Source organism: Streptomyces erythrochromogenes, assembly GCF_036170895.1.
GTDB classification, from domain to species: Bacteria; Actinomycetota; Actinomycetes; order Streptomycetales; family Streptomycetaceae; genus Streptomyces; species Streptomyces erythrochromogenes.
In genome coordinates this window covers 8,370,719-8,394,708 of the sequence record NZ_CP108036.1, presented here as the reverse complement: position 1 = coordinate 8,394,708, position 23,990 = coordinate 8,370,719, and the positions used below count along the sequence as shown (strand labels likewise).

Genomic DNA, 23,990 nt, shown 5'->3' with positions numbered 1-23,990 from the left:
GACCAGGGCGGAGTACTGCTCGGTGCCGCCGCGTACCCGGCGGGTCTCGGCCAGGCGGACCAGGCCCGCCTCGCGCAGCACGCGCACGTGGTGGCCGATGGTGCCCTTGCTCATCTCCAGCACCTGGGCGAGCTGGCCGCAAAGGCGCAGGAGGCCCAGGGCGAGGAGCTGTTCGCGACCGCCGTGCTCATCGAGTACGACAGCCTGGCGCACCGGGTGCCGGTGACCGACCACGGGCACGTCGAGCCGGTCCTCATCTCCCGCGGCGAGGTACGGGTCCTGAGCGGCCTGCCGGCGCTGCCGCTGGGCCTGGGCGGCCTGGCCGAGACCGGCACGGCTGCGGTGTGGCGCCACCGGTTCGCCCGGGGCGACATCCTGCTGCTGGTCACTGGCGGGCTGGTGGAGCCCCGCGACACCGACGGCGACTTCTACCCGCTGGTGAACCGCCTGCGCCACCGGTTCGCGGACCGCCCCGCCCCCGGACCCGCCGACGTCATCAACTTCCTCGACACCGACCTCCCCCGCCACACCCGCCTCCACGACGATGTCGCGATGATGGGCGGCGGCGGGCACCGCAACGGTGGCCGGCGGATCCCCGGGGGTGAGCAGTGGTCGAGGTCGCACAGCACGGTGCGTTCGGCGTGAACAGTGTCGGCATGGAGGGCCGGCCGTTCCCGTTGGGCTTCAGCGTCCGCGAGGGCGGGGCGGGGGTGTGGCGGGTGGCCGCCTGCGCGGCGCAGGCGGGCGAGTTGGCCGACCTGCTCGTCGCCGCGGCCACGGCGAACGGCGCGGTCGCGGTGGTGTCGCTGGAGACCAACTCCTACCTGGACGAGGACTGGCGGCCGTTGCCGCCCTCGCTGATCGCGGCCGACCTCGGCGTGCCGTGCACGGTCCACCCCCTGGGGTCCTGGGCGTCCGGCACGCACGGACTCGCGGAGGAGCTCCTGGTGATGGACCGCGCTCTCCTGCCCCGTTTCCTCGACGGCACCTGGTCGCCGTACGAACTGTCCCTGATCGACGTGCCCGCCGACGTGACCGCGGACCGGCTCGACGAGGTCGCCCTCGTACTCGGCACGGCCCGCGGCGACGAGCCGCTCCTGAGCCGTCTAGAAGACTCCCGGGTCTGGTTCTCGGGCCACGACGACTGCTACGTGCTGCTGGAGACCCGCGATCCCGCCCTGCCGGCCGCGGTCCTGGCGCGGCTGCTGGCCCTGCTGGCCGGCTCCGCCCTCACCGGCCTCCCCGGCCTCGCCGAGGGGCCCTCGGTGCGCGTTCCCGAGCCCGGGCCCGGGCCGGCCGAGCAGCTGATCGCCGCCGCACCCCATTGGATCGGGGCGCTGGGTGAAGTCACCGAGGACCGGGTGATCATCGGGCTGGCCGCCCTGCCGCGGCCGTGGCGGCTGGACGTTGCGTTCCCGCAGCGGGCCGACTTCACGGCGACCCTCGACGTACGCAGCGGCACATGGCGGATCACGCCCGCGGAGTAGGAGGCGTGGGCCCCCGGGGGGGGGGCGGCGGGCCGTGCGGGATTCTCGGAACGCGGGCCCGCCACCGCGCCCCACGCCAAGGAGGCCTGATCATGCAGCTCACCGTTCTCGGTGCCACGGGCCCCATCGGCCGGCAGGTGCTCCGGCAGGCCCTCGCGGCCGGGCACCGGGTCACCGCACTGGTCCGTGACCCGGCCCGGCTGCCGGAGCGCGGTGACGCGCGCGTCACCGTCGCCATCGGCGACGCCGCCTGCGCTGCGGACGTCGAGGAGGCGGCCCGGGGCAGCCAGGCCCTGATCTGCGCCCTGGGACCGGGCAAGGACTACAGGTCCGCTCTCGCCACCCGCACCGCCGGGCCCGTGCTGGAGGCCATGGCCGCAGCCGGCGTGACGCGCCTGGTCTGGCTCTCGGCCCTCGGCTCGGGCACCACCGTTCGCGTCCGGCGCGATGCGCACGCGGACGTCCCGGAAGCCGAAACGCGGGGTGGCGCGCGGCGGTTCGCCCGTCACGGTCGCGGTCCAGCCGTCCCGGCCGGGTATGCGGAAGACGCCCGGCCGGGAGGTCCCGGCCGGGCGTCTATTCGTGTGCGTCGGCTGCCCGCTGGTGGCTTAGTACCAGTGGTGGGTCTGCCAGAAGTTCCAGGCGCCGACGGGGCTGCCGTAGCGCTCGTTCATGTAGTCCAGGCCCCACTTGATCTGGGTGGCCGGGTTGGTCTTCCAGTCGGCGCCCGCGGAGGACATCTTCGAGGCCGGCAGGGCCTGGACCAGGCCGTACGCGCCGGAGGAGGCGTTCGTGGCGGTGTGGTTCCAGCCGCTCTCGCGGGAAACGATGTTGTTGAAGGCCGCGAACTGCGCCGGGTCCTTGATCATCTGCTGGGCGATCGCCTTGGCGCTCGTCGGGGCCGCCTGGGCGGGAACCGTGGCGAGCATGGAGCCGGCGACACCGAGGGCGACGACGGTGCCCGCGAGGGCCTTCTTGGAGGCGGCGATGCGGCGGATGACGGAGTTGGACACGGAGATACCTTCCACAGGGGACAAGGGCGGTCGCGGCATGCCTGCGGCATGCGTGAGCCACTCACGCGGTGGAGAGGGGTTCGTCGGCGGCGGGGAGGACCCGTGCCGCCCGGCGACTCATCCAGTTCTACAGACGCCCCGACCCCCTGGCAACGACCGCCATTACTAGGGGGCTTCGCAGTCGGGGACCGTCGGCCCCGCCGGGGGCGGGACGGTGTTCGTGCAGGTGGGAGCGGGATGGGAGGGGCCGCAGCGGTGCCTTCGGGGCTACTATCGCGCTTCGTGTGTGACGTGAGTCCTATGGGGCGGGTCACGACCGGGACGCCCGGATCTCACCGAATGTCACCGGACGTACCCCTTTGAGGGACCGGGGCAGATGTCCGTATTGCGGTGGATTCGAAGGAAATGAGCGGTCTGGGGCTGTCTTCCTTGCCCGCCGCGGCACCGGCCCGGGGCCAGGGCCGGCGGGAGCGGGCCTGCGCCGCCGGTACGCCGGTACGCCGTCTCCGTGGGCGGGCCGCCCGGGAACGCGGGGCGCGGATCGGGGCGGGCGGGGCGGCGCCGGCCTCGGTGAGGGCGTAGTCGACGCGGGGCGGGGCCTCGGCGGCGCGGCGGCGGTGCACCGGGGCGCGGGACGGGGCGCGGGACGGGATGCGGGACGGGGGTTCCGCGGAGGTCCGAGCCCCGCCTGAGGTGGTGCGTCCGGAGGGCGGGGGTCCTCTTGGGGGTTTTTGCCGTTTTCGGTCAATGAGGGTGGGGTTTCTGGTCGTTTGCGGGCGGATGGTCCGGGTTCCGGGGCGGCGGCGCCTCAGGCTGGAGGCACGTGACCGAGACGTGCGGGGGGAAGCGGACCATGGCGGTACGTACGAGGGTGCGCGGGGGCTGTGTCGTGGCGGGGGCCGCGGTACTGGCCGTCGCAGTGGCGTCGGGCCCGGCCGCGGGCGCCGACCAGTGGCGGCCGCGGCCGGGGAGCCTGTACATCTCCGACCTGCCCACGACCGAGTCGTGGCGGGCCGCGCCGATCGCGCGGGGGTGGGGCGACTCGTACGACGCGTGCCTGGAGGGGTGGCCGGAAGGGCGGCCCGAGGTGAACGTGTGGCACCGGGATTTCACCACCGCCGAGACCGCCTTCGCCCAGCAGAAGGTGGTGGTCTTCGCCACCGAGGCCGAGGCGGTCGCGTTCGCGGAGGCGACCCGGCACAACTACGCCGGCTGCGCGAACCGGCCGCAGCCGCCGGGGGTGACCGCGACCGGCTACGACCACGGGGTGGTGGACGTGGAGGAGGGAGCGACCCTCCAGGGCATGTACACCTTCGATGCGGACGCCCATGAGCGCCCCCACTTCAACTACCTGTGGGGCGTGGGCCGCGACGGGGACACCGTCACGCTGGTGCTGTGGTCGAGCTATTGGGGCGAGCCGCCCGTGGCCTCCTGGAAGAAGACGCTGCGTACCGCGGTGAACAAGCTGTACTAGACCTCCCCGGGCCGGGCGCGTGTGCGCGGCGGGGGCGGGGTGGCGGCGGTAGGGTGCGGGCCGTGTCCGAGCAGCAGCGTGATCTCGCCGGGTACGGCGCCGAGCCGCCGCGTGCGGCGTGGCCCGGGGGTGCCCGCGTCGCCGTCAGCCTCGTGCTGAACTACGAGGAGGGCGGGGAGCAGAACGTCCTGGAGGGCGACCGCGCCTCGGAGGGGTACCTCCACGAGATCGTGGGTGCGCCGCCCGTGACGGGCGGGCGCGACCTGAACGTGGAGTCGATGTTCGCCTACGGCTCGCGCGCCGGTTTCTGGCGCATCCACCGCACGCTGGCGGCGCACGGTGCGCCGCTGACCGTCCACGCCGTGGGGCAGGCCCTGGAGCGCAACCCCGACGCGGCGCGCGCGATGGGCGCAGCCGGCTGGGAGGTGGCGGGCCACGGGTGGCGGTGGATCGACTACCGGCACGTGCCCGAGGACGTCGAGCGGGCCGACATCGCGCGCACGGCCGCGGTGATCGGGCGGCTCGCCGGGCGCCGGCCGGTGGGCTGGTACACCGGCCGGACCAGCGCGAACACCAGGCGGCTGGTCGCCGGGGAGGGCGGTTTCCTCTACGACAGCGACGACTACTCCGACGACCTGCCGTTCTACGTCGAGGCGGGCGGCCGCCCGCACCTGGTGGTGCCGTACAGCCTCGACGCGAACGACTTCAAGTTCCTGATCGTCCACGGTTTCACGACCGCCGAGGACATGCTCGCCTACCTCGTCGACACCTTCGAGACGCTCCGCGCAGAGGGCGCGGACCGGCCGCGCATGATGAGCGTCGGCCTGCACTGCCGGATCATCGGGCGGCCCGGGCGGATCCGCGCGCTCGACGGGTTCTTGAAGCACGTCGCGCAGCGGGGCGGGGCGTGGGTCGCCACGCGGGAGGAGATCGCACGGCACTGGCTGGCCACGCACCCGCCCGCAGGCTGAACCGTGTGCGTGTGCGCTTAGGATGCCGGGCGGGCGGGGCCGTAGCGCAGAGGTCGTCGCGCGCGGTCTCCAAAACCGTGAGGACGCCGGTTCGAATCCGGCCGGCTCCGCCTCCCGTAGCCGCCGCGAAGCCCCCGTCGGATCCCGGTGGGATCCGGCAGGGGCTGATCGGCTGCGGTCTTGCGTACCGTGCGCTCAGTGCCGGGTGCGCAGAGCCATGGCGCGGGGTCCCGGTGCGGTTCAGCCTTCCTCGGTGGAGGCCGAGGCCGTCTCCTGCTGCGGAGCGGACTCCTGGGCGGGCGCGGACTCCTGCTCCGGGGCCGACTCGGGCTTGGTCTCGGGCGCGGTCTCCGGCGCGGTCTCCGGCTTCGTCTCCGGCTTCGTCTCCGGCGCGGTCTCCGGCTTCGTCTCCGGCGCGGTCTCCGGCTTGGTCTCGGGCTTCGTCTCGGGGGTCTGGACCTTGTCGGGGTTCTCCTTGTCCACGACCACCGGGTCCGGCTTCGGGGCCGGCTTGGTCTCGGGGGCCGGGGCGGGCTTGTCGGCCTTGTGCTCGCAGTAGACCTTGCCCTGGTAGAACTTGCAGCCCGGCATGTTCTCCACGTCGCGGACCTTGTTCTTCTTGCCCTTGCCGTGCTTCTTCTCGTTCTTCTTGCCCTTGCTGTGCTTCTTGTTCTTGTTCTCCCACTTGTCCTTCTTGTTCTTGCCCTCGCTCTCGTGACCGCTCTTCGCCTGGGCAGCGACCGAGGTCGTACCGGCCGCTGCCGGGGCGGCGAAAGCACTGGTGGGAACCAGCACGCCCCCTCCGACGATCGCGGCCGAGACGGCGTACATCGCGAAACGCTGCTTACGGGAGGTGGTACGGAACATGGGAATGACTCCAAAGAAGAGGCGGGGGGAAGATCGGATCCAGAGAACTTGGGGCGAAATGTCCGGTTTGTTCTCTGGTTAAAAGACTGACTCCCGGACTTCATGAAGCTGTCCGCCGACTGTCACAGGCGCGTGACAGGCGGCGCGGCTCCCCCATCCGGGCCCCCTCCGGTCCCCCATCGGCCCGCCCCCGGCATGGCGCCGGGGCCCGCGGCGGCGCGCGGCGGATGCCGGTGGCGATGCCTCCGACCCTGCAGGAGGGGCCCGTGCACGACCCCAGCCCTCGAATCCCGATGCCGGGCACCCGCAGCGGCTGCGAGGGCATCGGCAGGTACGAGGTCATCCGCACCAGGGCGGCCGTGGCGGAGCCGGCCGGCAGCGACGCCGCCGCGCTGGCGTACGCGCGGAGAGCCGGCGGGAGAAGGCCGTCGCCGACTGCCTGGCGTCCACGACGACCCTGTGGCTGCCCCTGTACGGGGTCGGGGCGGCCGTGCTGGTGGGCGCGGGGGCGTGGTACTGCGACCGGAACCGGGCCGGGAGGCGCTCCCGGCCCGGTTCCTCCCCGCAGGAGCCGGTGGACACGGCGAGCGCGGAGGGCCGGTCCGGCGCAGGTCCGGCGCGGCGGTACGGCACGCCCCCGCGCCCCCGCTCCGCGTACGGCGTGGCGGTCAGTCGGCCAGGGGGACGGCGATGTCGCAGGCCGGGTCGGCCGGGCCGATCTCGGACCAGTCCACGAAGTAGACCTCGCGGGGCGCCGCCGTCGTGGTGCGGGCCTCGCGCTGCGCCCACGCGTAGACCGCGTCGTAGGCGGAGAGGATCTGCGGGTAGGCCGTCTGCGCCTTGGTGAGGCGGGTGTAGGCCTGTGTGTGGGCCGGTTCGGTGCGGGAGGCCGCCGGGAGCCGGCCGGCGCGGGCCGGGTCCACCGGGACGCAGAGCTCCACGGGGCCGTCGCTGTCCTCGTTGACCTCCCCGTGGTAGACGACGAACGGGTCACCGAAGAAGCCCCCGTGCGCCTCTGCCACCGGGGCCAGCCGGCCCAGGGCGGCCGGTATCCAGTCGGGCAGCTCCTCCGGGGTGATGTGCCGCTGTTCCGTGAGGACCAGCTGCTGCGGCACCTCGCGCTCCTGGATCTCGTACATGTCCGTACTCCCTTCGTCTCCGAGCAGGTGGATACGGAGGTGCGCCGCCAGCTCGCGCTGCGCCGCGTGGCGGCGCTCGACGCCGTCCCAGTACTCGGCCACCAGCCGGGCCGCCTCCGGGGCGGGGGCGGCCAGGACCGCGCCGACGTCGGCCAGCGGCATGTCCAGCCCGCGCAGCCGCACGATCAGCCGGGCGGCGGCGAGCCGGCCCTCCCGGTAGTACCGGTAGCCGGTGACGGCGTCGACGTGGTCGGGCGGCAGCAGGCCGTGGCGGTCGTAGAGGCGCAGGGCCTTGTGCGACAGCCGTGCCCGGCGGGCGAACGCGCCGATGCTGAGCAGTGCTTCTTCCTCCATGGCCGCTACGCTCCCCTCTCCCCCAGGGTCAGGGTCAACCGGGCGGGTTCAGCAGTCACCGGGGTTCGGGCGGACGGGATGCGGCAGGGGCCGGGGCCGGTCGTCGGGGAGGGTGTGGAGGAAGTCGCGGGCGAGGGTGCGGACGTCGTTCCAGGCGGGGTCGGCGGCCAGGGAGTCGGCCCACCGTGCGGTGCGGGCGGTGGCGTCGAGGGCGCCGGTGCGGCGGGCGATGGCCTGGAGGGTGTGCAGGTGCCCGGGGGTGAAGACCGCGCGGTCGGTGAGGCCTTCGGCGATGCTGCCGGCGAACTCGACCTCTTCGACGGCGGTTTGCACGGTGAGCCGGCGCTCGCCCAGCCAGGCCTGCTGGTCGGGGAGGTCGGCGGCGAGGAGGGCCAGGAGCCTGAGTGTCCAGGTCCGCCAGTGCTTGTCGTTGGGGTCCACCGGTGCAGGATCGCATCGCGTCCCCCCTGACCCGCGCCCGGGCCGGGGCCGGGGGCGCGGCTCGGCCGCTCGGCACGCGTCGGCGGGCGCCGACAGGTCCGCGGCGGCGATCAGGAGGTCGAGCAGGCCGGGCCGCACCGTGGTGCCGGGGACGGCTGCCAGGCCGATCAGGTAGGGCAGGGCGGCGGGCATCACGGCGCTCATGTGCAGGACGCCGTCCATCAGGACGATGCCCGGTACCCGCAGGGCTTCGGGGCCGGCCGTCTCGTCCAGGAGGCCGCGGAGCAGGGCCGGGACGCCGGCGGGGCACCCGGGAGCCCGTGGCCGGCCGCCCCGGGGCGTCTCCAGGGCGGGGTGGGCCGGAGTGCGCGCCGCGCTCACCGGGGCCGGGGACTTCCTGGTGGGGTCGGCGGCATCGGTGAGCAGGGCGGGCGGTCTATCCGGCGGTGGTGGTCAGGGCGGTGTGCAGGCGGCGGGCCTGGGTGGCCAGTTGGGAGGTGCCCTTGCGGGCGGCGGCCGGGGCCAGGCCCTCGGGCGGCGGGCCGCCGGGGCGGCAGTGCTCCGCGCAGTCGGCGGCCACGGCGAGGAGTTCGCCCGCGCCGCGGGCCGGGCCGTCGGTGAGGACGGCGGGCAGGGCTCCGGCCAGGAACGCCCAGGTCGTCGCGTACGCTCCGGTGGCCGCGGCCGTGCGGGCGGCGTCGGCCAGCCGGTTGGGTTTGACGGTGCCCAGGCTCAGGAGTTCGGCCAGGTCGCGCCCGAGGAGGGCGGTGTCCAGTTCCCGGCGTGCGGCCAGGACGAGGAGTGCGTCGACCGCGGCGAGGCGGTCCTCGGCGTGGCGGGCTCCGAGTCCGGTGGCCACGGCGAGGTGCAGTGCGGGGCCGGCGGGGCCGCCCAGTTCGGCGAGCCGGGAGAGGACTTCGCCCGCACCGCGGTCCTCGTCGATGGCGCATTCGGTCAGGTCGGGCAGCAGCCACACGGCCTGCGTCTCGCGGTCCTGCGGCAGGACCGCGAGGTGTGCGAGCTCCTGGCCGCGCCAGTGCCAGCAGTGCGGGCTGCCGGTGCGGGGGCGGCCGAGCGGGTGGAAGACGGGCGGGAACTCCTTCTGGATGACGGGGTGTTCGGGGACCTCCAGCACGATGCGGCGCACGGTCAGCCGTTCGGCGCCCCACCAGGTGCGCGGGCCGCGGTCCCGATCGCTGACGTGGCGGGTGTGGGGTGCCGGTTCGCCGTCGGCGGTGAGCCAGGCGGCCAGGCGCCGCCCCTCGGGGGTGGCGAGGGCGTCGGCCGCGGCAGCGGCCTGGGGGTCGCGCCGTACGCGCAGCAGGGCCTGGGCGAAGTCGGCGGGGGCGGGTTCGGCGCCCTGGCGGGCGTAGGCGGTCAGGCGGGTGATGAGGTCGTGCGGTTCGAGGGTGCCGCAGTCCCAGGTGGGGGTGGCCAGCAGGAACGGGAGGGGGTCGGTGAGCAGGCGCAGGGCGGCTTCGCGGGCCCGGGCGGTGGTGACGCGCTGGAGGGCGTCGTGGATGCAGTGCTGTCCGAAGCCCCTGCCGTTGATGGGGCGCCGGGGTGAGAGGTCGGCGGGGTCGAGGCGGCCGAGGACGGCGGCGGCGAGGAGTTCGGGGGCCGAGAGGTGGGCGGGGTCGGCGTGGCCGGCGTCTTCGCGTGCCCAGTGGCGGTCGGCCAGGGCCGGGCGCAGTGCGGCGGCCAGGGCGGTCCGGTCCTGGTGTGCGTGGCGGACCAGGAGGTCGAGGGCGGTCTCGGTCTCCTCGGCGGTCGGTGCGTTGGTCTTGGCGAGGGCGGCGACGAGTTCGACGGTCCGGGCGATGGGCTGGCCGGCGGTGGTGAGGGGGCGGCGGGCGGGTGCGGCGGGGAGGGTCTCCTCGTAGCCGTCGGTGCCTGTGCCGCCGGCGGGGTCGGCGATGGTTCCGAGCAGGGCGGCGGCCGTGCGCCGCAGGGCGGGGCCGAGCTGTTCGGCGTCGAAGGCGAGGTCGGCGCGCAGGGCGTCGTCGTCGGGGCGCAGGTGGGTGGCGACGAGTTTGAGTGCTTTCTCCTGCAGGGCGGTGTCGGGGTGGCCGAAGGCGGCGGCGGTGGCGGGCAGCAGGGTGAAGCGGTCCTCCCGGTCGCGGCGCAGGGCCTTGCCGAGCAGGACGAGCTGGGCGCGGACGAGTTTCTTCTCGGGGCGGAAGAGGACGGACTGCGACATCTCGGCGAGGCGTTCGGCGGGGAGTCGGCCGGCTTCGAAGAGCGCGGTGAGGGTCTGCTGGGCGCGGCCGGCGGTGGGTGAGGGTGCGTCGGCGGCCAGGGCGATCCAGTCCGCGGTGTGCTCGGCGCGTTCGTCGGCGGTGAGGTCGAGGACGTCGAGGAGGTCGGTGTAGAAGGCGAGGTGGCCGGTGCGGCCGCCGCGCAGCAGGCGGTTGACGGTGCCGGTGAGGAGGGCGCGGCGCTCCACGGTGCCTTCGGTGGCCAGGTGGGCGAGTTCGGCGGGCCAGCGGCCGGGGGTTTGGGGGTCGTCGTACCAGGTGAGGGAGGGGGCGGGTTCGGCGGTTTCGAACAGGCGGGGTACGAGTTCGGCGGTGTAGGGGTCTTCGCGCAGGGCGACCCGCAGGGGACGGGGGCGGGGGCGGGGGCGGCGTCCGGTACTGCTGCTGGTCGTGGTGGTGGTGGTGTCGGTGCCGGTGGTGGTCGCCCGGGCCCAGGCGTGGACGAAGCCGTCGGTGGTGGGGGCGGGGGCTTCGGTGCCTTCCAGGAGGGCGCGGATGAGGGGGTAGTCGTCCTCGACGGTGGCGGTGCGGGCGGCGAGGCGGTGGGCGACGTCGGCGCGCCAGGCGGGGTCGCGGGCGGCGAGGAGCGCGGCCAGCCGGGCGGTGTCGCGGGTGCGGCCGTCGCGCAGGTCGCGGGCGGCGATCCAGGAGGCGGCGGCGGCCGGGCCGGTGTGGCAGGCGGCTCCGGCGAGGTGCAGGGCGCGCAGGGTGGGCTCGGCGTCCCAGCGGCGGCTCCAGTCCCAGGTGCGTATCTCGCGCCGCAGGGTGGTCAGTTCGGGCAGGAGGGCGCGGCGTTCGCCGGCGGTGAGGGGGGTGATCAGGGTGGTGACCAGGTCGCAGCGGCCGGTGCGGACGGCGTCGAGGAGGGTGTTCATCGGGTGTCTCCGGCAGCAGCGGTGGTGGTGTCGGCGTTGGTGGTGAGGGAGGGGTGGCGGTGGTGGTCCGTTCGCGGTGGGCCATGCGGACGGCGAGGGCGTGTTTGCAGGGGCCGCGGCGGCCGCGGTAGTCGGCCCACCACTGGCAGGTGCAGCTCAGGACGCCGCCGGGGGCTTCGCGGACCTGGTAGCGGCGCTCGCCGGAGCGGACGGTCGCGGTGCCCGACCCGGTGGTGGCGGGGGTGTGGAGGTGGACCGCGCCGTCGGCGAGGAGGGTGCGGGCGGCGGTGAGGCGGGGGTTGCGGGCTTCGGCTCGGTGGGCGTCGTAGGGCAGTTCGCGGTGGAAGTAGGCGGCGTCCGCGGCGTCGTAGCCGACGCGGCCGGCGGTGCCGAGCCGGGTCAGGGCGGCGCGTACGCGCTGCGGGCTCAGTCCGCTCTGGGCGGCGAGGTCGGCGATGTCGATGCGCGGTTCCCAGGAGAGCAGCACGGACACCAGGTCGGCGTCGGCGGCGGCCTCGTCGCCGGCCAGTGCCTCCAGGACGGCGCCCTCGCCGGAGAACCCGCGGCTGGGCTCCGGGGAGAGGGTGAGGGTCAGGCGCATGCCGGGCATGGCGACCTCCCAGGCGGCGGCGGTGGCGGCGCCGTCGTGGCCGGCGGGCCCGTACACGCGCAGTGCGGTGGCGTGCCGCAGCACCCGCTGCAGGGCGGTGAGTCGCTCGGGGCCGGGCAGGCAGACGGCGCCGGGGACGGGGCGGGTGGTGGGGCGCAGGGTGCGGCCGGCGGGGACCACCCACAGGGGTGCCCGGCTGCCCGGTCCGGTGCCGGTGGTGCGCGGGAGGGAGCGCAGGAAGCGTACGGCCTCGGCCGCGGACAACTCGGCGCGCAGGTCGAAGGCGGCGGTGATCACCTGGGATTCGGCGAAGCCGCGCAGCCAGCGGTCGGGCAGCGGGACCTTCTTCTCCACCACGGGTCCGTCCAGGGTGGTGACGGCCAGTTCGTCGGGGCCGACCCGCAGGTGGAGGGGTTCGTCGCCGCTGAGCCGGGACAGGGCTTCGCGCAGCGGGTTGTTGACGTCGACGTTGGTGGTGCCGTGGCCGGTGTCGGCGCCGTCGAGGCCTTCGGGGAGTACGTCGAGCCGGGCGTAGACCCCGCAGCAGCCGGAGAAGGACTCGAAGCGCAGCCGGTCGCCGCCGGCCGTGACGACCGGGTCGAGGGAGGCCCGCAGGGTGCGCTGGTAGTAGCGGGCTGCGGCGACGTCGGCGACGGCGAGCAGGCCCCGGGCGGCGGCCTGAGGCGAGCTCAGGAACCCGGCGAAGAACTGCGGGTGGGCCTCGCGGCCCACCGGGGTCAGCCCGCCGGAGGTCTCCAGTCCGAGGAGGCCGGCGCCGCCTTCGGTGGTGAGGGCGGACGGGCGTGCGTAGGCGAGTGCCTGGATGGATCGGCTCATGGGCGCAAACGTAGGGGCGACCACCGACAACGCTGACGGAGTGTCAGTCCGGGGGTGGGATGATGGCCGTCATGACTTCCGCTCCCCCGGCACCGACGGTCCCGTTCTCCCGCATCAAGATCCGCACCGCGGCCCTGGTGTTCTGCGGGGACGAGGTCGCGCTCATCCGCCGCGACCGCGCCGGCTCCACCCACTACAGCCCGCCGGGCGGGAACGTGGAGGACGGCGAGGACCTCACCTGCGCCCTGCGCCGGGAGCTCGCCGAGGAACTCGGCCTGGACATCGGCCTCGCCGAGGGCGGCGACCTGCTGTGGGTCGTCGACCAGCGCGTCACCCGTCCCGGGCCCACACCGCCCCCGCGCAAGCTGCACCTGATCCACCGCCTGCACATCACCCCCGAGCTGCGCGCCACCCTCGCCGAGGAGGAACTGGACGAACAGCCCGACGGGAGCCACGAGGTCGGCGTGATCGAGTGGATCGACTACCGCGGGGCCGCCGGGCTCCCGCTCTTCCCGCCGATCGGTGCCGCTCTCGCCGCGCTGCCCGACCCCCGCGCGGCCACCGCCGACGCCGCCCTGGCCGCCGTCACCGACGACAACTACACGTGGGTGTGACGACCGGCGCGGCCCGGCGCGGTCAGGGGGTCCGGCGCGGGCGCGCGGGGCGGTGCGGGCGGCGGCGGGCGGCGGGGGCCTCCGGGGCGGCCTGCGGTGAGGAGAACCCGCCCGCGACGGGCAGGGGGACCGCCGCCGGTGCGGTGGCGGGCGCGGGGACCGAGGCCGCGGGCGGGGCCTGACGGCCCTGGGGCTGGGACCGGCCGAGGATGGCGGTGTGCGCGATGAGCGGTGCGCAGGACTGGCAGATCTCGGCGAGCGTCCAGACCTGTCCCACGGCCGGGTTGTGGACCAGGACCAGGAGGGTGGAGCCGGTGCACTGGGTGCGGGCCTCGTGGAGCGCGCACTGCGCGGCCCGGCAGGCGCACGCGGTGTCGGGGCGTACGGTGGCCAGCCGGGCGTGGGCCCGGACGTGTTCGGCGGCGAACCGCTTCAGGGCCGCGGTGTCCTTCGAACGGGGCGGCATGCGGCAGGCTTCGGTGCTGCAGGTGACGGAGGCGCTGTGATCGGCGTGGCCGGTGAGCCGGACCGTCCAGGTCCGGCCGGGCACGCGGGATCCGGGCATGAGGGTCAAGTCGGGGTCCGATCGTCGTGTTCCAGGTGGGTCGGTCGCACCGACGCGGTGCCGATCGCGGCGGGGTGGACCCCGCGGGCTGTCGTCGCGGGCGGCGTCTGCGGTTGCGGCGCCGGGCAGCGGAGAAACGGACATCGCGCGGCCTCGGACCTGGGGTCTTCGGTCTTTTTCGCACGTGGCCGCGGGCTCTGTCAATGGCGCGTACCCGTCCGGCCGCCCGCCGGACAGGAACGAGGGCGGCAGCGGGGGCGGGAACGGGGCGGATGTGCCCGGGGTGCGCTCGCGGTGCACCCGGGGTGCGGTCAGTTCGGCCGGCGGGGCGGGCGGGTGAACCGTACGGGGACTCCCGGGGAGTACAGCACGCTCACGGGCGGGCCGGCGGGCGGCCGCAGGCCGGCGGCGGCCACCAGGTTCTCGTCGCAGCCGAGGAGTTCGGCGCGGTGCAGCGGCCAGCGCGGGTGGCTGTTGGGCAGGTACAGCAGCCGGCCGCCGAAGTCGCTGTGCATGCCCCAGCGGGCGGTCAGGAAGTGTTCGAGGGCGGTCGGCTCCTCGATGCGTTCGCCGGTCCGCACGGTGATCGTGCTGTGCGCGCCGCGCGGGCCGGGCCAGCGCCGGCTGCTGGTGTAGGTGAGGGTGGGGCCGTCGCGGCGGACCGACATGCGTGACCACACGTACGGGAGGCGGAACGCGGTGCGGGCGGCGAGGACCGGGAGGAGGCGGGAGGCGTCGAGGGAGCGGAAGACCACGCCGCGGCGGCCGTGGGCGTCGACCGAGTAGAGGCGGACGTTGGTCTCGGGGAAGGAGCCCAGGTAGGGGATGCCGGGGAGGCGGAACCAGCCGACGCGGTGCATGCGGAACGCGACGAGGCCGACGTAGGTGAGGCCGTCCAGGGTGTCCGGCGTGGTGCCGGCCGGGAGCAGCGGGGCGACGTCGGCGGGGTCGGCGGGCCAGTGCAGGAAGGCCAGGTCGAGCCAGGACTGGGTGAGCAGGGGCCTGTGCGCGCGGGCGGGGCGGGGCGGATCGGCCGTTATCGGCTCGGCGGGCCCGGCAGGCTGCTCTGCGGGCCCGGGAGGCTGCTCTGCGGGCTCGGGGGGCTCGGCGGGCGGCGTGGGCGGCATCGCGTCAGTATCCCGCAGGGTGCTGGACCGCGGTTCCCCGCCGCGGGTGGACGCCGGCGGCGGGGAACCGCGTACGGCTCAGGAAGCGGGGGCGGGGGCGGGGGTGGGGGTGGGGGTGGGGCAGTATTCGGCTTCCATGATGGCCTCCGGGGCGGTCGGCAGGCTCCAGTCCCCGTTGCGGTTGTAGGCGAGCTGGTGGCCGCCGTTCTCGGTGGTGACGGCCAGGGAGGTCGAGCCGACCATGCCTCCGCCGTGGCCCCACAGCGTGGTGCCGCAGCTCGTGCGCATCCGGGTGATGCCGAGCCCGTAGGCCATGTCGGGGCGTTCGCGGATCTCCACCGTGGTCTTCATGGCGGCCAGCTGGCGGGGGGCGAGGAGCTCGCCGCGCATCAGGGCGCGGTAGAAGCGGTTGAGGTCGCCGGCGGTGGAGATGATGTCGCCGTCGGCCCGGCCCTGCGAGCCGTTCATCTCGGTGACGTCGTCGATCCGGTCGGGGGCCTGCGCGAACAGTTTGGAGTAGGCGCGGCTGCTGGGGCGGGGGATGTGGATGCTGTTGCCGGGGTTGGTGGTGGCCTTGAGGCCCAGGGGCCTGATGATGCGGTCGCGGACCTCGGCCTCGTAGGAACGTCCGCCCGCCTTCTCGATGATCAGCGCGGCCAGGACGTAGTTGGTGTTGGAGTACGAGAAGCGGTCGCCGGGAGAGAACAGCGGCGGGTGGGAGAGGGCCACCTGCACGTGCTGGGCGGGCGGCAGGGTGTCGTAGCGGTGCCGCAGGTAGCCGTCGCCGAGCATGTACGTCTGCAGGTACTCCTCGTCGGCCAGGTAGTCGAAGAGGCCGGAGGTGTGGTTGAGGAGCCGGCGCACGGTGATCGTGCCGCCGTCGTTGCCGTTGCCCCTCACCAGGCCCGGCAGATGGTGCTCGACGGTGTCGTCGAGGCGGAGTTTGCCTTCCGTTTCCATCTGGAGCAGGACGACGGCCACGAAGGTCTTGGTGATGCTGCCGATCCGGAACCGGTCGTCGGTGCCGCGGGGGGTGCCGGTGGCCAGGTCGCCGACGCCGGAGGCCGCCTTCCAGACGCCGCGGGTGTCGCGGGCCTGGGCCGTGATGCCGGGGATGCCGGCCCGGACTTCGGCGTCCATGGCGCGCCGGGTCGCCGCGTGCCCCGCCCGCGCGGCGGCCCGGTCCGCGGCGGGGTCCGGGCCGGGGTCGGGGGCGGCCTGGGCGGGGACGGTGAGGGTGGTGGCCGCCATCGCGGCCGCCGCCAGGCCCACCAGGGCGACCCGTGCGGCCGTAGCGGTCGTGCGTAACGTCATGCCGTGCTCCTTCGCGGTCTGGGTGCTCGCTGGAACTGCTGCGGCTTTCCCCGGGAACCGGTGGGGTCCACCCGCCGGGCAAGACCGCGGAGGGCCGGTCGGGGGTTGAGCGCGGGCCCGGGCCTCACCTCCTGGGTGTAAGGCGGAGTCAACTCCTGGTGGGACGACGGGAGCGGGGCGGGCGGCTACGTTGGCGGCCGTTCGCGACGCCCGTCACCATCACGGAGGTGCGCAAGCATGCAGACCCGTTCCGCCGTCGCCCCGCGCGGGCGCGTGGTGGGGGCGATGGCCCTCGTCCTGACCGCGGTCACCGCGCTGACGGGGGCCGCGCCCGCGCCCGCGACCGCGACCGTCGCGGCGCCCGCCGACTCGGTGTCCTCGGCCGAGGCCGATCCGCCCGTGCCCGTCCTGTCCTGGGGCCCCTGCACCGGCCCGCAGGACGGCTTCGAGTGCGCGACCGCCCGGGTACCGCTGGACCACCGCCGGCCGGGCGGGCCCACGATCGCCCTCGCCGTCACCCGGCGGCCCGCGGCCGACCCGGCCCGCCGCACCGGTGTGCTGCTGCTGCACCCGGGCGGGCCGGGCAACTCCGGTGTGGACTTCGCCCGTAACAGCCACGCCGCCCTGCCCGCCGCCCTGCGCGACTCCTTCGACGTCGTCGGCTACGACATGCGGGGGGTGGCGCGCAGCGGCCAGGTGGAGTGCTGGGACGACAAGGAGTACGCGGCCGCCGTGGACGCCGCGCGCGCCGTGCCCGGCCCGGGTGCCGTGCACCGGGCCGTCCGGCAGGGCGCCGACTTCGAAGCCGCCTGCCGGCAGCGCTCGGGCGGCCTGGTGCCGTTCGTCGGCACCGGCTTCAACGCCCGGGACATCGACCTGCTGCGCCGGGCGCTGGGCGAGGAGACGCTGTCCTTCTACGGCCGTTCCTTCGGCAGTTACGTCGGCACCCTCTACGCGGCGCAGTTCCCGCGGCGGGTGCGGGCGATGGTCCTGGACGGGGCCTACGACCCGCGCCTGTACGCGGAGGTGCCCTACGCCTACGACGCCGCGCAGTTCGCCGCCCTGGACGCGGCGGTCGGCCGGTTCCTGGACTGGTGCGCGGGCAACGCGGCCGTCTGCGGGTTCGGCGGGGGCCGGCCGCGGCAGGCCTTCGACGACCTCAAGCGGGCGCTGGACGCGAACCCGGTCATCACCGCGAGCGGACGTCCGGCCACCGGCTACACCCTCGCCTACCGCCTGATGTTCAACATCAACGCGGGCAAGGAGATCTGGCCCTACCTGGGCGAGGCGCTGCGGGCGGCGCAGGCCCGCCAGGCCTCGTTCCTGCTGTCCCCGCCGTCGCCGGCGTCCTTCGACTTCCTGACGGTGAACACGGCCGTCGAGTGCGCCGACCGCGTCTACCCGGCCGGCCGGCTGCTCCTGGGCGCGCTGGTCGGCGCGCACGCCGCGTCGGCTCCGCTGCTGGGGCCCCCGATCGGTCTCGGGCCGCCCACCTACGACCACAACCACGCGCCGGCGTGCGTCCAGTGGCAGGCGGACCGGCCGAGCCGTTACGAGGGCTCCTACCGGGCGGCGGGTTCCGCGCCGATCCTGGTCCTGGGGACGACCGGGGACCCCGACACCCCCTACCAGGACGCCGTGGCCCTCGCCGGGACGCTGGAGAACGGCCGGCTGCTGACCTTCGCCGCCGAGGGGCACACCGCCTACAACCGCAGCGCGTGCGTCAGCGCCCTGGCCACCGGCTACCTCGCCACGCTGACGCTGCCCGCGCGGGGCACCGTCTGCGCGGACGAGGCGCCCCCGGAACCGGTCGGGCGGCGCGCCGCGGGCCTGGAGGTCGACGAGACGCGCGATGTGATCCCCGTGCTGCGCTGAGCAGCGGGGCCGCAGCGGGGTGGGGTGGGTGTGGGGGCCGGGCGGGATGCGGTCCCCGTCGCAGCCATGAGGGCCAGAACCGCACCCCGCACCGGTCACCTACCCGACCCCGCCCGGCCGACACACGCCGCCCGGCCCGCCCCGCCCCGCCCCGGCCCGGGCGGGGCGGGGCGGGGCGGGGCGGTCACAGGGTGCCGTGCCGGGGGTCGTAGACGACGGTGAAGTCCGCGGCCGTCTCCGCGTACTTCTCCAGCTGGTCGCGGAGCACGGCCGCGGCCCGCGGTTCCCGCAGCTCCAGCTCGGCCCAGCCGGTGAACCGCAGGTGCGCGGGCATGGCGACGAGGCCGGTGATCGCGTCCCAGAACGCGTCCGGGTTCATGCCGTAGAACGGCGGGAAGCCGAGTTCCCGCTTGAGGACCTCGTGGAGGTCACGCTCGCTGCGGACCGGGCCGACGTCGATGACCAGCCGGCGGGCGGGATCGTGTGCGGGGTCCTCGGGGACGCCCCAGAACGAGGGGAGCCACCAGCACAGGACCGCCCCGTCTTCGGGCCAAGGACGCAGCTCCGTGTCCCCGGAGTCCTCGAAGAAGTCGGTGGCGGGGTCGATCGGGCGCCAGGCCGCGTCCAGGGGTTCGTCGTCCGCTGCGGGCCTGGCGAACCGCCTGCCCCGCTGGTCGCAGGCTTCGTAGGCACGGAAGTTGAGCTGGGCCTCGACGAGCGACACGTGGTTCGCGCCGCGCGGCATGAACGGCCGGCGGAACTGCTCCGGGTCGTCCTGCCAGGAGCAGACCGGGCAGATGGCGTAGGAGCCGGGCCAACCGTCTTCGGTGTCGAAGACGAGATGACCACAACAGGGGCACGGGCGACGGGTGTCCACCGGACCAGTCTGCAAGGTGCCGTGACGGGCGGCGGCATGGGCCCGCGCCGGACATGCGGCGGCACCTCGCAGAGGTTGCCTCTGCGAGGTGCCGCACTCGACCGCCGGTTGCCGGCTGTTGGTTGCCGGTCAGCCCTGGGTTCCGCCCTGGGTGCTGCCGGCCCCGCCACCCTGGGTTCCACCCTGGGTGCTGCCGGCGCCGCCACCCTGGGTACCGCCCTGGGTGTTCCCGGTGCCGCCACCCTGGGTACCGCCCTGGGTGTTCCCGGTGCCGCCACCCTGGGTACCGCCCTGCGTGTTGCCGGTGCCGCCACCCTGCGTGCCACCCTGCGTGTTGCCGGCCCCGCCACCCTGCGTGCCACCCTGCGTGTTGCCGGTGCCACCGCCCTGCGTGCCACCCTGCGTGTTGCCGGTGCCGCCACCCTGCGTGCCACCCTGCGTGTTCCCGGTGCCACCGCCCTGCGTACCGCCCTGCGTGTTCCCGGTGCCACCGCCCTGCGTACCGCCCTGCGTGTTGCCGGTGCCACCGCCCTGCGTACCGCCCTGCGTGTTCCCGGCGCCGCCACCCTGGGTTCCACCCTGCGTGTTCCCGGCGCCACCGCCCTGCGTGCCACCCTGGGTGTTGCCGTTACCGCCACCCTGGGTCCCGCCCTGGGTGTTGCCGTTGCCGGCGCCCTGCGTCCCGCCCTGGGTGTTGCCGTTGCCGACCTGGGTGCCGCCGATGGTGTTGTTCGAGCCGCCGATGATCGTGTTGTTGACGATGTTCGTCACGTTGTTCGTCACCTGGTTCACCACAGAGGGCGCCAGTCCGAGCTTCTTCGCTTCCGAAGCCGCTGCCTTTCGACCGATGGCGGCTGCCTGTGCCTGGGAAGCTCCGCCGCGCGCCGCCTGCTGGGCCGCGGCCGTGCCTCGTGCCGTTGCCGCTGCCACGTCGGTCTTCGTGGAGACCGAGGCGGGGCCCGTTGCCGCGCACCGGACGGTTCCCACGGAGACCGGACCGCTTCCGGTGATTCCGACCCGGATGTCGCCCTTCGGTCCGGCGGCGACGCGGGCGATGGTCTTCCCGTTGCGCTTGACGTCGTAGGTCTGCTTGAGGACGAAGCCGTTGCCTCGGACCTCCCCGTCCTTCAGGCTGCATACCGCCGCAGGGGCTGCGGTCGGAAGTGCGGAAGCCTGGGAAGCGAATGCCACTCCCGCCGTTCCGGCGAGTATCGCGGTGACACAGGAAAGACCGGCAATGTTGGCGACGCGCTTCTTCCTCGACATTTAAATCTCCTTTGAATGATCGACCCGGATTTCTGAGATTCTCTGCGAGCCGGGGATTCGGCTTGTCCGGTGTCTCAGTTCCGTCTGATGGCCGAGCGGTTTATCTGTCTCCAGATTGCCGTTTCCGGGCGCGGGGCGAAAGCGACGGAGATTCGGGACTTGACAAATTCAGATTCGGGTGGGCGGTCGCATATTGCCTGGTGGCGGCGGGTTTCCGTTGCCCGCGGTGGGGCCCAGTGGGGGCCGTATCGCTGCGTTGTCGGGGTGGACCGGGCGCGTTCGCCGGTGTTTCCTCGCCCGTCGGGGCGGGTGCGGGGCCGGGTGGGGTCTGGACGCACGGGTCCAGCCGTTGCCGCCCCGACGTGGGTCGGGGCGGCAACGGCTGGAGGGGACGGCATCGCCTCGCAGAGGGAGCCTCTGCGAGGTGATGCGCCATTCGGCCGGCTTGGTCAGCCCTGGGTTCCACCCTGGGTGTTGCCGTTGCCGCCACCCTGCGTACCGCCCTGGGTGTTCCCGTTACCGCCACCCTGGGTTCCACCCTGGGTGTTGCCGTTGCCGCCACCCTGCGTACCGCCCTGGGTGTTGCCATTGCCGCCACCCTGCGTACCGCCCTGGGTGTTGCCGTTACCGCCACCCTGCGTACCGCCCTGGGTGTTGCCATTGCCGCCACCCTGGGTTCCACCCTGGGTGTTCCCGTTGCCGCCACCCTGCGTACCGCCCTGGGTGTTCCCGTTGCCGCCACCCTGCGTCCCGCCCTGGGTGTTGCCGTTACCGCCACCCTGCGTACCGCCCTGGGTGTTCCCGTTGCCGCCACCCTGCGTACCGCCCTGGGTGTTCCCGTTGCCGCCACCCTGCGTACCGCCCTGGGTGTTCCCGTTGCCGCCACCCTGCGTACCGCCCTGGGTGTTCCCGTTGCCGCCACCCTGGGTTCCACCCTGGGTGTTGCCGTTACCGCCACCCTGCGTACCGCCCTGGGTGTTCCCGTTACCGCCACCCTGGGTTCCACCCTGGGTGTTGCCATTGCCGCCACCCTGCGTACCGCCCTGGGTGTTGCCGCCCTTGTTGCGCTTCTTCTTCTTGCCGTGGTGGTTGCCGTCGTGCTTCTTGTGGTCGTGCTTGTTGTGACTGACGACGCTCTCCACCGACGTGGTGGGGGCGGCCATCGCGGAGGACGAGGGGACGAGGATCCCGCCGGCGATCGCGGCGGCCGCGACGGCGGTCGCGAGGCGGAACCGGCGCTTGGGGCGGGTGGACTCAGACGTCTCGAACTTACGGTTCATGATTTTCTCCTGATCGGAATCGGACCCTGAGCGGGTTCCGAAAGATTCGCTTCCTCCGCGATGTGGGGATTGTTCCCACTGCGTCTGCGACCTCGTTTCCTTTTCGGTGGGGCCGCATATCCAGTAAGCCCTTCCACCGCGACACCGGTCACGTTCCGGGAATTCGGGGCTTGACGTTTTCGCGGATGCGGGTTACCCGGAAATGGAGCTGTCGGGCCGGTCCGTCCGCGGTGGCGTGAAAACGATCATGGGGGCCGTCGTCGGGGCGCGTGATCCCTATGCTGACGGGATGCTCGACATACCTCTTTCAGCGCTGGAAGTCGCGATGGTGCAGACGGGCACCCGCGCCGTGGACACCCTGCGGGACACCGCCGCGTTCGCCCGGGAAATGGAGAGGCTGGGCTACCGCCGCCTCTGGTACGCGGAGCATCACCACTCCCCCGCGATCGGCGCGTTCCCGCCGGTCGTGCTGACGGCGCACGCGGCCGCCTCGACCTCGGTGATCCGTCTCGGTTCGGGCGGGGTGCTGGCCCCCAACCATGCGCCGATCACGCTGGCGGAGCAGTTCGGGACGCTGGCCGCCCTGCACGAGGACCGTATCGACCTGGGCATCGGCCGCGGTCCGGGCACTTTCGAGGAGGCCATCGCCCGGGCGCTGCGCCGCGGGGCCGGGCCGGCGTCGGACGCGGAGTACCGGCAGGACGTGGCCGCGATCCTGTCGTTCCTGGTGGAGGAGGTAGCGCTCGGTCCGCTGCCGGAGCCTTGGCTGCTGGCTTCCAGTACCGCGGGGGCCGCTCTCGCCGCGGCGCTCGGGCTGCCGGTCGCGATAGCGCACCACATCCGTCCGGACAACACCCTTGCGGCCGTGGAGGGTTACCGGGCGGCGTTCGCCCCGTCCCGCTGGTGCGAGCGGCCCCGGGTGCTGCTGTGCGTGGAGACGGTGTGCGCGCCGACGGAGGAGGAGGCCGTGTGGCGGGCGGGTCCGATGAACGTCGTCAAGGCCGGGCTCCTGCAGGGGCTGAGCCAGACGCCGTTCCCCACGCCCGCGCAGGCGGCCGCCCATCCCTTCACGGAGCAGGAGCGGCAGGCGCTGGACGGTTTCCGTGCGCAGCAGGCGGTCGGGGCGCCCGAGGCGGTGGTGGGGCGGCTCGCGCAGCTGGCCGGTGAGGCCGGGGCGGACGAGTTGATGCTGGCCACGCCCGTCTACGACCTGGGTGACCGGATCGCTTCGTATGAGCTGGTCAGGAAGTACTGGGGGGCGGCGACGGCGCCGTAGGCGGGGCTGCGGGGGCCGGTTTCTCGTACACCGGAATCGTTTCCGCAGGTGCGTGCGAAGGGGTGGCGGGAGCGGCTGTTACAGGGCCTTGAACCCGTTCGGCGCAGTGGTGCGGGCCGTGGCCGGGCCGGGGTCCGCGGGCGGGGAGGGCGGCTGTGCAGGCGTGCCACCGGCTGGTGGCGAACTGCCGTGGCCTGGGCGTCAATCCGGTGTGACGGCTGCCCACTACAAGGGAGAGTTACGGACATATCCGGATTGGGAAACAGGGGGTGGGTGGGCGGTGTCCGGGTGTCGGCGGGGGCCAGAGTGTGGCTCCTCGGCCAGACGCCGGGAACCGTTTCAGGCCAGACCGGTACGCATCCGCACCCGTAGGTGTGCGGGTGCGGGTGCATGTCGCCGGTCGGGGCCGCCCGTTGACGTCGAAGGGGTCCATCCTCCATGTCTGCTTCCCTCGCCACCCGCCGCGCTCTCGCCGCCCTCCTGGCCGCCGGCACCCTCGTCGGCGCCGCCGCGCTGCCCGCCGCGGCCGACGACCACCGCCGCGACCAGCGCGGCCGGCACTCCGCCCTCGTCATCGGCGACGTCCAGTACGACAGCCCCCACCGCGGCGACCGCTCCCACCGCGCCCTCAACCGCGAATGGGTCGAGATCAAGAACACCGGCCGGAACAGCGTCAACCTCCGCGGCTACACCCTCACCGACCAGCAGGGCAACCGCTACCGCTTCCCCGACTTCCGCCTGGACGGCCGCTCCGCCGTCAAGGTCCACACCGGACAGGGCCGCGACACCCGCCACGACCTCTACCAGGACCGCAACCGGCAGGTCTGGAACGACCGCGACACCGCCACCCTCCGCGACAACCGCGGCAACGTCGTCGACACCGAGTCCTGGGGCCGCCGCGGACACCAGCACCGCGGCTGATCCGGCCCGGCGGTCGCCCCGACGGGGACGGTGACCGCCGGCCGCGGGGGTGCGGCGTGTCACGGCCGGGCGGGCCGTGGCACGCCGCACCCGTGCGTGTGCGTGTGCGTGTGCGTGTTGTGCCCGCCGGGGGGTGCCGTGCGGGCGGGTGCATTCGGGTGGCGGCGTGCCGTGTCGGGCCGGTGGTGCGGGCCCGGTTCGCGATGCTGGGCCGGGTCCCTCTCCCCACGGCGAGTAGGAGTACGGCATGACGGCGGACGCGGTCGGGCGTTTCCTGGCGGCTCTGGAGCCGCAGCGGCGGGAGGCCGTGGCGGGCAGGCCGCGCGAGGAGCAGGAGCGGCTGGCGGCCGCGTGGGAGGAGGAGCTGGGTTCGGACGACGAGCTCGACATCCTCGACGAGCTCTCTCCGCCCGCGGCGGAGGCCGAGGCGGCCCGCCGGGTGATGGACCGCGAGGCCTGATCCGGCCTCCGCCCGCCGCGGCCGGGCCCGGCGGGCGGGTGGGTAGGGGCTGGCGGTCGGTCCCGGGGCTGGGGAAGACTGCGGCGGGT

The 23,990-nt window shown here is 74.2% G+C and carries 20 protein-coding genes, 1 tRNA gene and 2 pseudogenes; 11 read left to right on the top strand and 12 right to left on the bottom strand.

The genetic code is table 11. From position 1 onward, the window contains the following. The first annotated feature begins 123 nt into the window (after nt 1-123). The 3 genes and pseudogenes from OHA91_RS38840 to OHA91_RS39990 form a co-directional block, all read left to right on the top strand. The gene (locus tag OHA91_RS38840; protein WP_408059222.1) at nt 124-645 is read left to right on the top strand and encodes a SpoIIE family protein phosphatase; all 522 of its coding nucleotides are present in this window, start codon (nt 124-126) and stop codon (nt 643-645) included. Further along, complete coding sequence (locus OHA91_RS38835) at nt 642-1,487, top strand: hypothetical protein (RefSeq protein WP_266505817.1); 846 nt, start codon at nt 642-644, stop codon at nt 1,485-1,487. The genes OHA91_RS38840 and OHA91_RS38835 overlap by 4 nt, the downstream gene beginning before the upstream one ends. Next, nucleotides 1,463-1,912: pseudogene (locus tag OHA91_RS39990) on the top strand (NAD(P)-dependent oxidoreductase); the annotation flags it as partial. The gene OHA91_RS38835 and the pseudogene OHA91_RS39990, both read left to right, overlap by 25 nt. 183 nt (nt 1,913-2,095) lie before the next feature. Here OHA91_RS39990 and OHA91_RS38830 read toward each other — a convergent pair. After that, complete coding sequence (locus OHA91_RS38830; RefSeq protein WP_240804227.1) at nt 2,096-2,500, bottom strand: aggregation-promoting factor C-terminal-like domain-containing protein; 405 nt, start codon at nt 2,498-2,500, stop codon at nt 2,096-2,098. An 853-nt stretch (nt 2,501-3,353) separates the two neighbouring features. Here OHA91_RS38830 and OHA91_RS38825 point away from each other — a divergent pair. From OHA91_RS38825 to OHA91_RS38815, 3 genes are all read left to right on the top strand, one after another. Next, nucleotides 3,354-3,974, top strand: a complete 621-nt coding sequence (locus OHA91_RS38825) for a hypothetical protein (RefSeq protein ID WP_328738252.1) — start codon at nt 3,354-3,356, stop codon at nt 3,972-3,974. A gap of 62 nt (nt 3,975-4,036) precedes the next feature. After that, a complete protein-coding gene (gene puuE / locus OHA91_RS38820; RefSeq protein ID WP_031154725.1) occupies nt 4,037-4,945 on the top strand; it encodes an allantoinase PuuE in 909 nt (302 codons plus the stop codon). A gap of 35 nt (nt 4,946-4,980) precedes the next feature. After that, nucleotides 4,981-5,055 (top strand) — tRNA-Trp (locus OHA91_RS38815). A 130-nt stretch (nt 5,056-5,185) separates the two neighbouring features. Here OHA91_RS38815 and OHA91_RS38810 read toward each other — a convergent pair. The 5 genes and pseudogenes from OHA91_RS38810 to OHA91_RS38790 all read right to left on the bottom strand — a co-directional run. Continuing rightward, a complete protein-coding gene (locus OHA91_RS38810) occupies nt 5,186-5,812 on the bottom strand; it encodes a hypothetical protein (protein WP_266505831.1) in 627 nt (208 codons plus the stop codon). A 668-nt stretch (nt 5,813-6,480) separates the two neighbouring features. Further along, nucleotides 6,481-7,305, bottom strand: coding sequence for a MerR family transcriptional regulator (locus OHA91_RS38805; RefSeq protein WP_031154729.1), 825 nt, complete (start codon nt 7,303-7,305; stop codon nt 6,481-6,483). A 48-nt stretch (nt 7,306-7,353) separates the two neighbouring features. Further along, on the bottom strand, nt 7,354-8,127 hold the full coding sequence (locus OHA91_RS38800) for a hypothetical protein (RefSeq protein WP_328738253.1): 774 nt from the start codon (nt 8,125-8,127) through the stop codon (nt 7,354-7,356). A gap of 55 nt (nt 8,128-8,182) precedes the next feature. Next, complete coding sequence (locus tag OHA91_RS38795) at nt 8,183-10,879, bottom strand: DUF6493 family protein (protein ID WP_328738254.1); 2,697 nt, start codon at nt 10,877-10,879, stop codon at nt 8,183-8,185. 64 nt (nt 10,880-10,943) lie between these two features. Beyond that, nucleotides 10,944-12,326: pseudogene (locus OHA91_RS38790) on the bottom strand (SWIM zinc finger family protein); the annotation flags it as partial. Nucleotides 12,327-12,397: 71 nt separating this feature from the next. On the opposite strand from OHA91_RS38790, the gene OHA91_RS38785 reads away from it, so the two are divergent. Then, the gene (locus tag OHA91_RS38785; protein WP_266505844.1) at nt 12,398-12,940 is read left to right on the top strand and encodes an NUDIX domain-containing protein; all 543 of its coding nucleotides are present in this window, start codon (nt 12,398-12,400) and stop codon (nt 12,938-12,940) included. A gap of 22 nt (nt 12,941-12,962) precedes the next feature. Here the strand turns inward: OHA91_RS38785 and OHA91_RS38780 are convergent, their stop codons facing one another. The 3 genes from OHA91_RS38780 to OHA91_RS38770 form a co-directional block, all read right to left on the bottom strand. Continuing rightward, complete coding sequence (locus OHA91_RS38780) at nt 12,963-13,505, bottom strand: hypothetical protein (protein WP_031154739.1); 543 nt, start codon at nt 13,503-13,505, stop codon at nt 12,963-12,965. A gap of 311 nt (nt 13,506-13,816) precedes the next feature. Then, nucleotides 13,817-14,632: a YqjF family protein gene (locus tag OHA91_RS38775; RefSeq protein ID WP_328738255.1), complete on the bottom strand. Its 816-nt coding sequence runs from the start codon at nt 14,630-14,632 to the stop codon at nt 13,817-13,819. A 78-nt stretch (nt 14,633-14,710) separates the two neighbouring features. Continuing rightward, on the bottom strand, nt 14,711-15,946 hold the full coding sequence (locus OHA91_RS38770) for a serine hydrolase domain-containing protein (protein ID WP_328738256.1): 1,236 nt from the start codon (nt 15,944-15,946) through the stop codon (nt 14,711-14,713). 237 nt (nt 15,947-16,183) lie between these two features. Here OHA91_RS38770 and OHA91_RS38765 point away from each other — a divergent pair, with 237 nt between their 5' ends. Beyond that, entirely contained in the window at nt 16,184-17,821 is a 1,638-nt protein-coding gene (locus OHA91_RS38765; RefSeq protein ID WP_328738257.1) for an alpha/beta hydrolase, read from the top strand. A gap of 184 nt (nt 17,822-18,005) precedes the next feature. On the opposite strand, the gene OHA91_RS38760 is transcribed toward OHA91_RS38765, so the two are convergent. The 3 genes from OHA91_RS38760 to OHA91_RS38750 form a co-directional block, all read right to left on the bottom strand. Then, the gene (locus tag OHA91_RS38760) at nt 18,006-18,698 is read right to left on the bottom strand and encodes a CPCC family cysteine-rich protein (RefSeq protein WP_107064775.1); all 693 of its coding nucleotides are present in this window, start codon (nt 18,696-18,698) and stop codon (nt 18,006-18,008) included. Between the two features lie 129 nt (nt 18,699-18,827). Continuing rightward, nucleotides 18,828-19,964 carry a hypothetical protein gene (locus tag OHA91_RS38755; protein WP_328738258.1) on the bottom strand — a complete coding sequence of 379 codons (1,137 nt, stop codon included), beginning with the start codon at nt 19,962-19,964 and terminating at the stop codon, nt 18,828-18,830. A 449-nt stretch (nt 19,965-20,413) separates the two neighbouring features. Next, the gene (locus tag OHA91_RS38750) at nt 20,414-21,244 is read right to left on the bottom strand and encodes a hypothetical protein (RefSeq protein WP_328738259.1); all 831 of its coding nucleotides are present in this window, start codon (nt 21,242-21,244) and stop codon (nt 20,414-20,416) included. A 289-nt stretch (nt 21,245-21,533) separates the two neighbouring features. Here OHA91_RS38750 and OHA91_RS38745 point away from each other — a divergent pair, with 289 nt between their 5' ends. From OHA91_RS38745 to OHA91_RS38735, 3 genes are all read left to right on the top strand, one after another. Then, the gene (locus OHA91_RS38745) at nt 21,534-22,520 is read left to right on the top strand and encodes an MsnO8 family LLM class oxidoreductase (protein ID WP_031154753.1); all 987 of its coding nucleotides are present in this window, start codon (nt 21,534-21,536) and stop codon (nt 22,518-22,520) included. A 438-nt stretch (nt 22,521-22,958) separates the two neighbouring features. Beyond that, nucleotides 22,959-23,441 (top strand): lamin tail domain-containing protein, encoded by a 483-nt coding sequence (locus tag OHA91_RS38740; protein ID WP_031155608.1) that lies wholly within the window; start codon nt 22,959-22,961, stop codon nt 23,439-23,441. Nucleotides 23,442-23,688: 247 nt separating this feature from the next. Continuing rightward, complete coding sequence (locus OHA91_RS38735; RefSeq protein WP_328738260.1) at nt 23,689-23,901, top strand: hypothetical protein; 213 nt, start codon at nt 23,689-23,691, stop codon at nt 23,899-23,901. The last annotated feature ends 89 nt before the right edge of the window (nt 23,902-23,990 follow it).

Bases quoted from the DNA above. Each gene is read 5' to 3' on its own strand.
- OHA91_RS38825 (WP_328738252.1), top strand. From the start codon at position 3,354: ATGGCGGTACGTACGAGGGTGCGCGGGGGCTGTGTCGTGGCGGGGGCC.
- OHA91_RS38810 (WP_266505831.1), bottom strand. From the start codon at position 5,812: ATGTTCCGTACCACCTCCCGTAAGCAGCGTTTCGCGATGTACGCCGTC.
- OHA91_RS38805 (WP_031154729.1), bottom strand. From the start codon at position 7,305: ATGGAGGAAGAAGCACTGCTCAGCATCGGCGCGTTCGCCCGCCGGGCA.
- OHA91_RS38795 (WP_328738254.1), bottom strand. From the start codon at position 10,879: ATGAACACCCTCCTCGACGCCGTCCGCACCGGCCGCTGCGACCTGGTC.
- OHA91_RS38785 (WP_266505844.1), top strand. From the start codon at position 12,398: ATGACTTCCGCTCCCCCGGCACCGACGGTCCCGTTCTCCCGCATCAAG.
- OHA91_RS38780 (WP_031154739.1), bottom strand. From the start codon at position 13,505: ATGCCCGGATCCCGCGTGCCCGGCCGGACCTGGACGGTCCGGCTCACC.
- OHA91_RS38775 (WP_328738255.1), bottom strand. From the start codon at position 14,632: ATGCCGCCCACGCCGCCCGCCGAGCCCCCCGAGCCCGCAGAGCAGCCT.
- OHA91_RS38770 (WP_328738256.1), bottom strand. From the start codon at position 15,946: ATGACGTTACGCACGACCGCTACGGCCGCACGGGTCGCCCTGGTGGGC.
- OHA91_RS38765 (WP_328738257.1), top strand. From the start codon at position 16,184: ATGCAGACCCGTTCCGCCGTCGCCCCGCGCGGGCGCGTGGTGGGGGCG.
- OHA91_RS38755 (WP_328738258.1), bottom strand. From the start codon at position 19,964: ATGTCGAGGAAGAAGCGCGTCGCCAACATTGCCGGTCTTTCCTGTGTC.
- OHA91_RS38750 (WP_328738259.1), bottom strand. From the start codon at position 21,244: ATGAACCGTAAGTTCGAGACGTCTGAGTCCACCCGCCCCAAGCGCCGG.
- OHA91_RS38745 (WP_031154753.1), top strand. From the start codon at position 21,534: ATGCTCGACATACCTCTTTCAGCGCTGGAAGTCGCGATGGTGCAGACG.
- OHA91_RS38740 (WP_031155608.1), top strand. From the start codon at position 22,959: ATGTCTGCTTCCCTCGCCACCCGCCGCGCTCTCGCCGCCCTCCTGGCC.
- OHA91_RS38735 (WP_328738260.1), top strand. From the start codon at position 23,689: ATGACGGCGGACGCGGTCGGGCGTTTCCTGGCGGCTCTGGAGCCGCAG.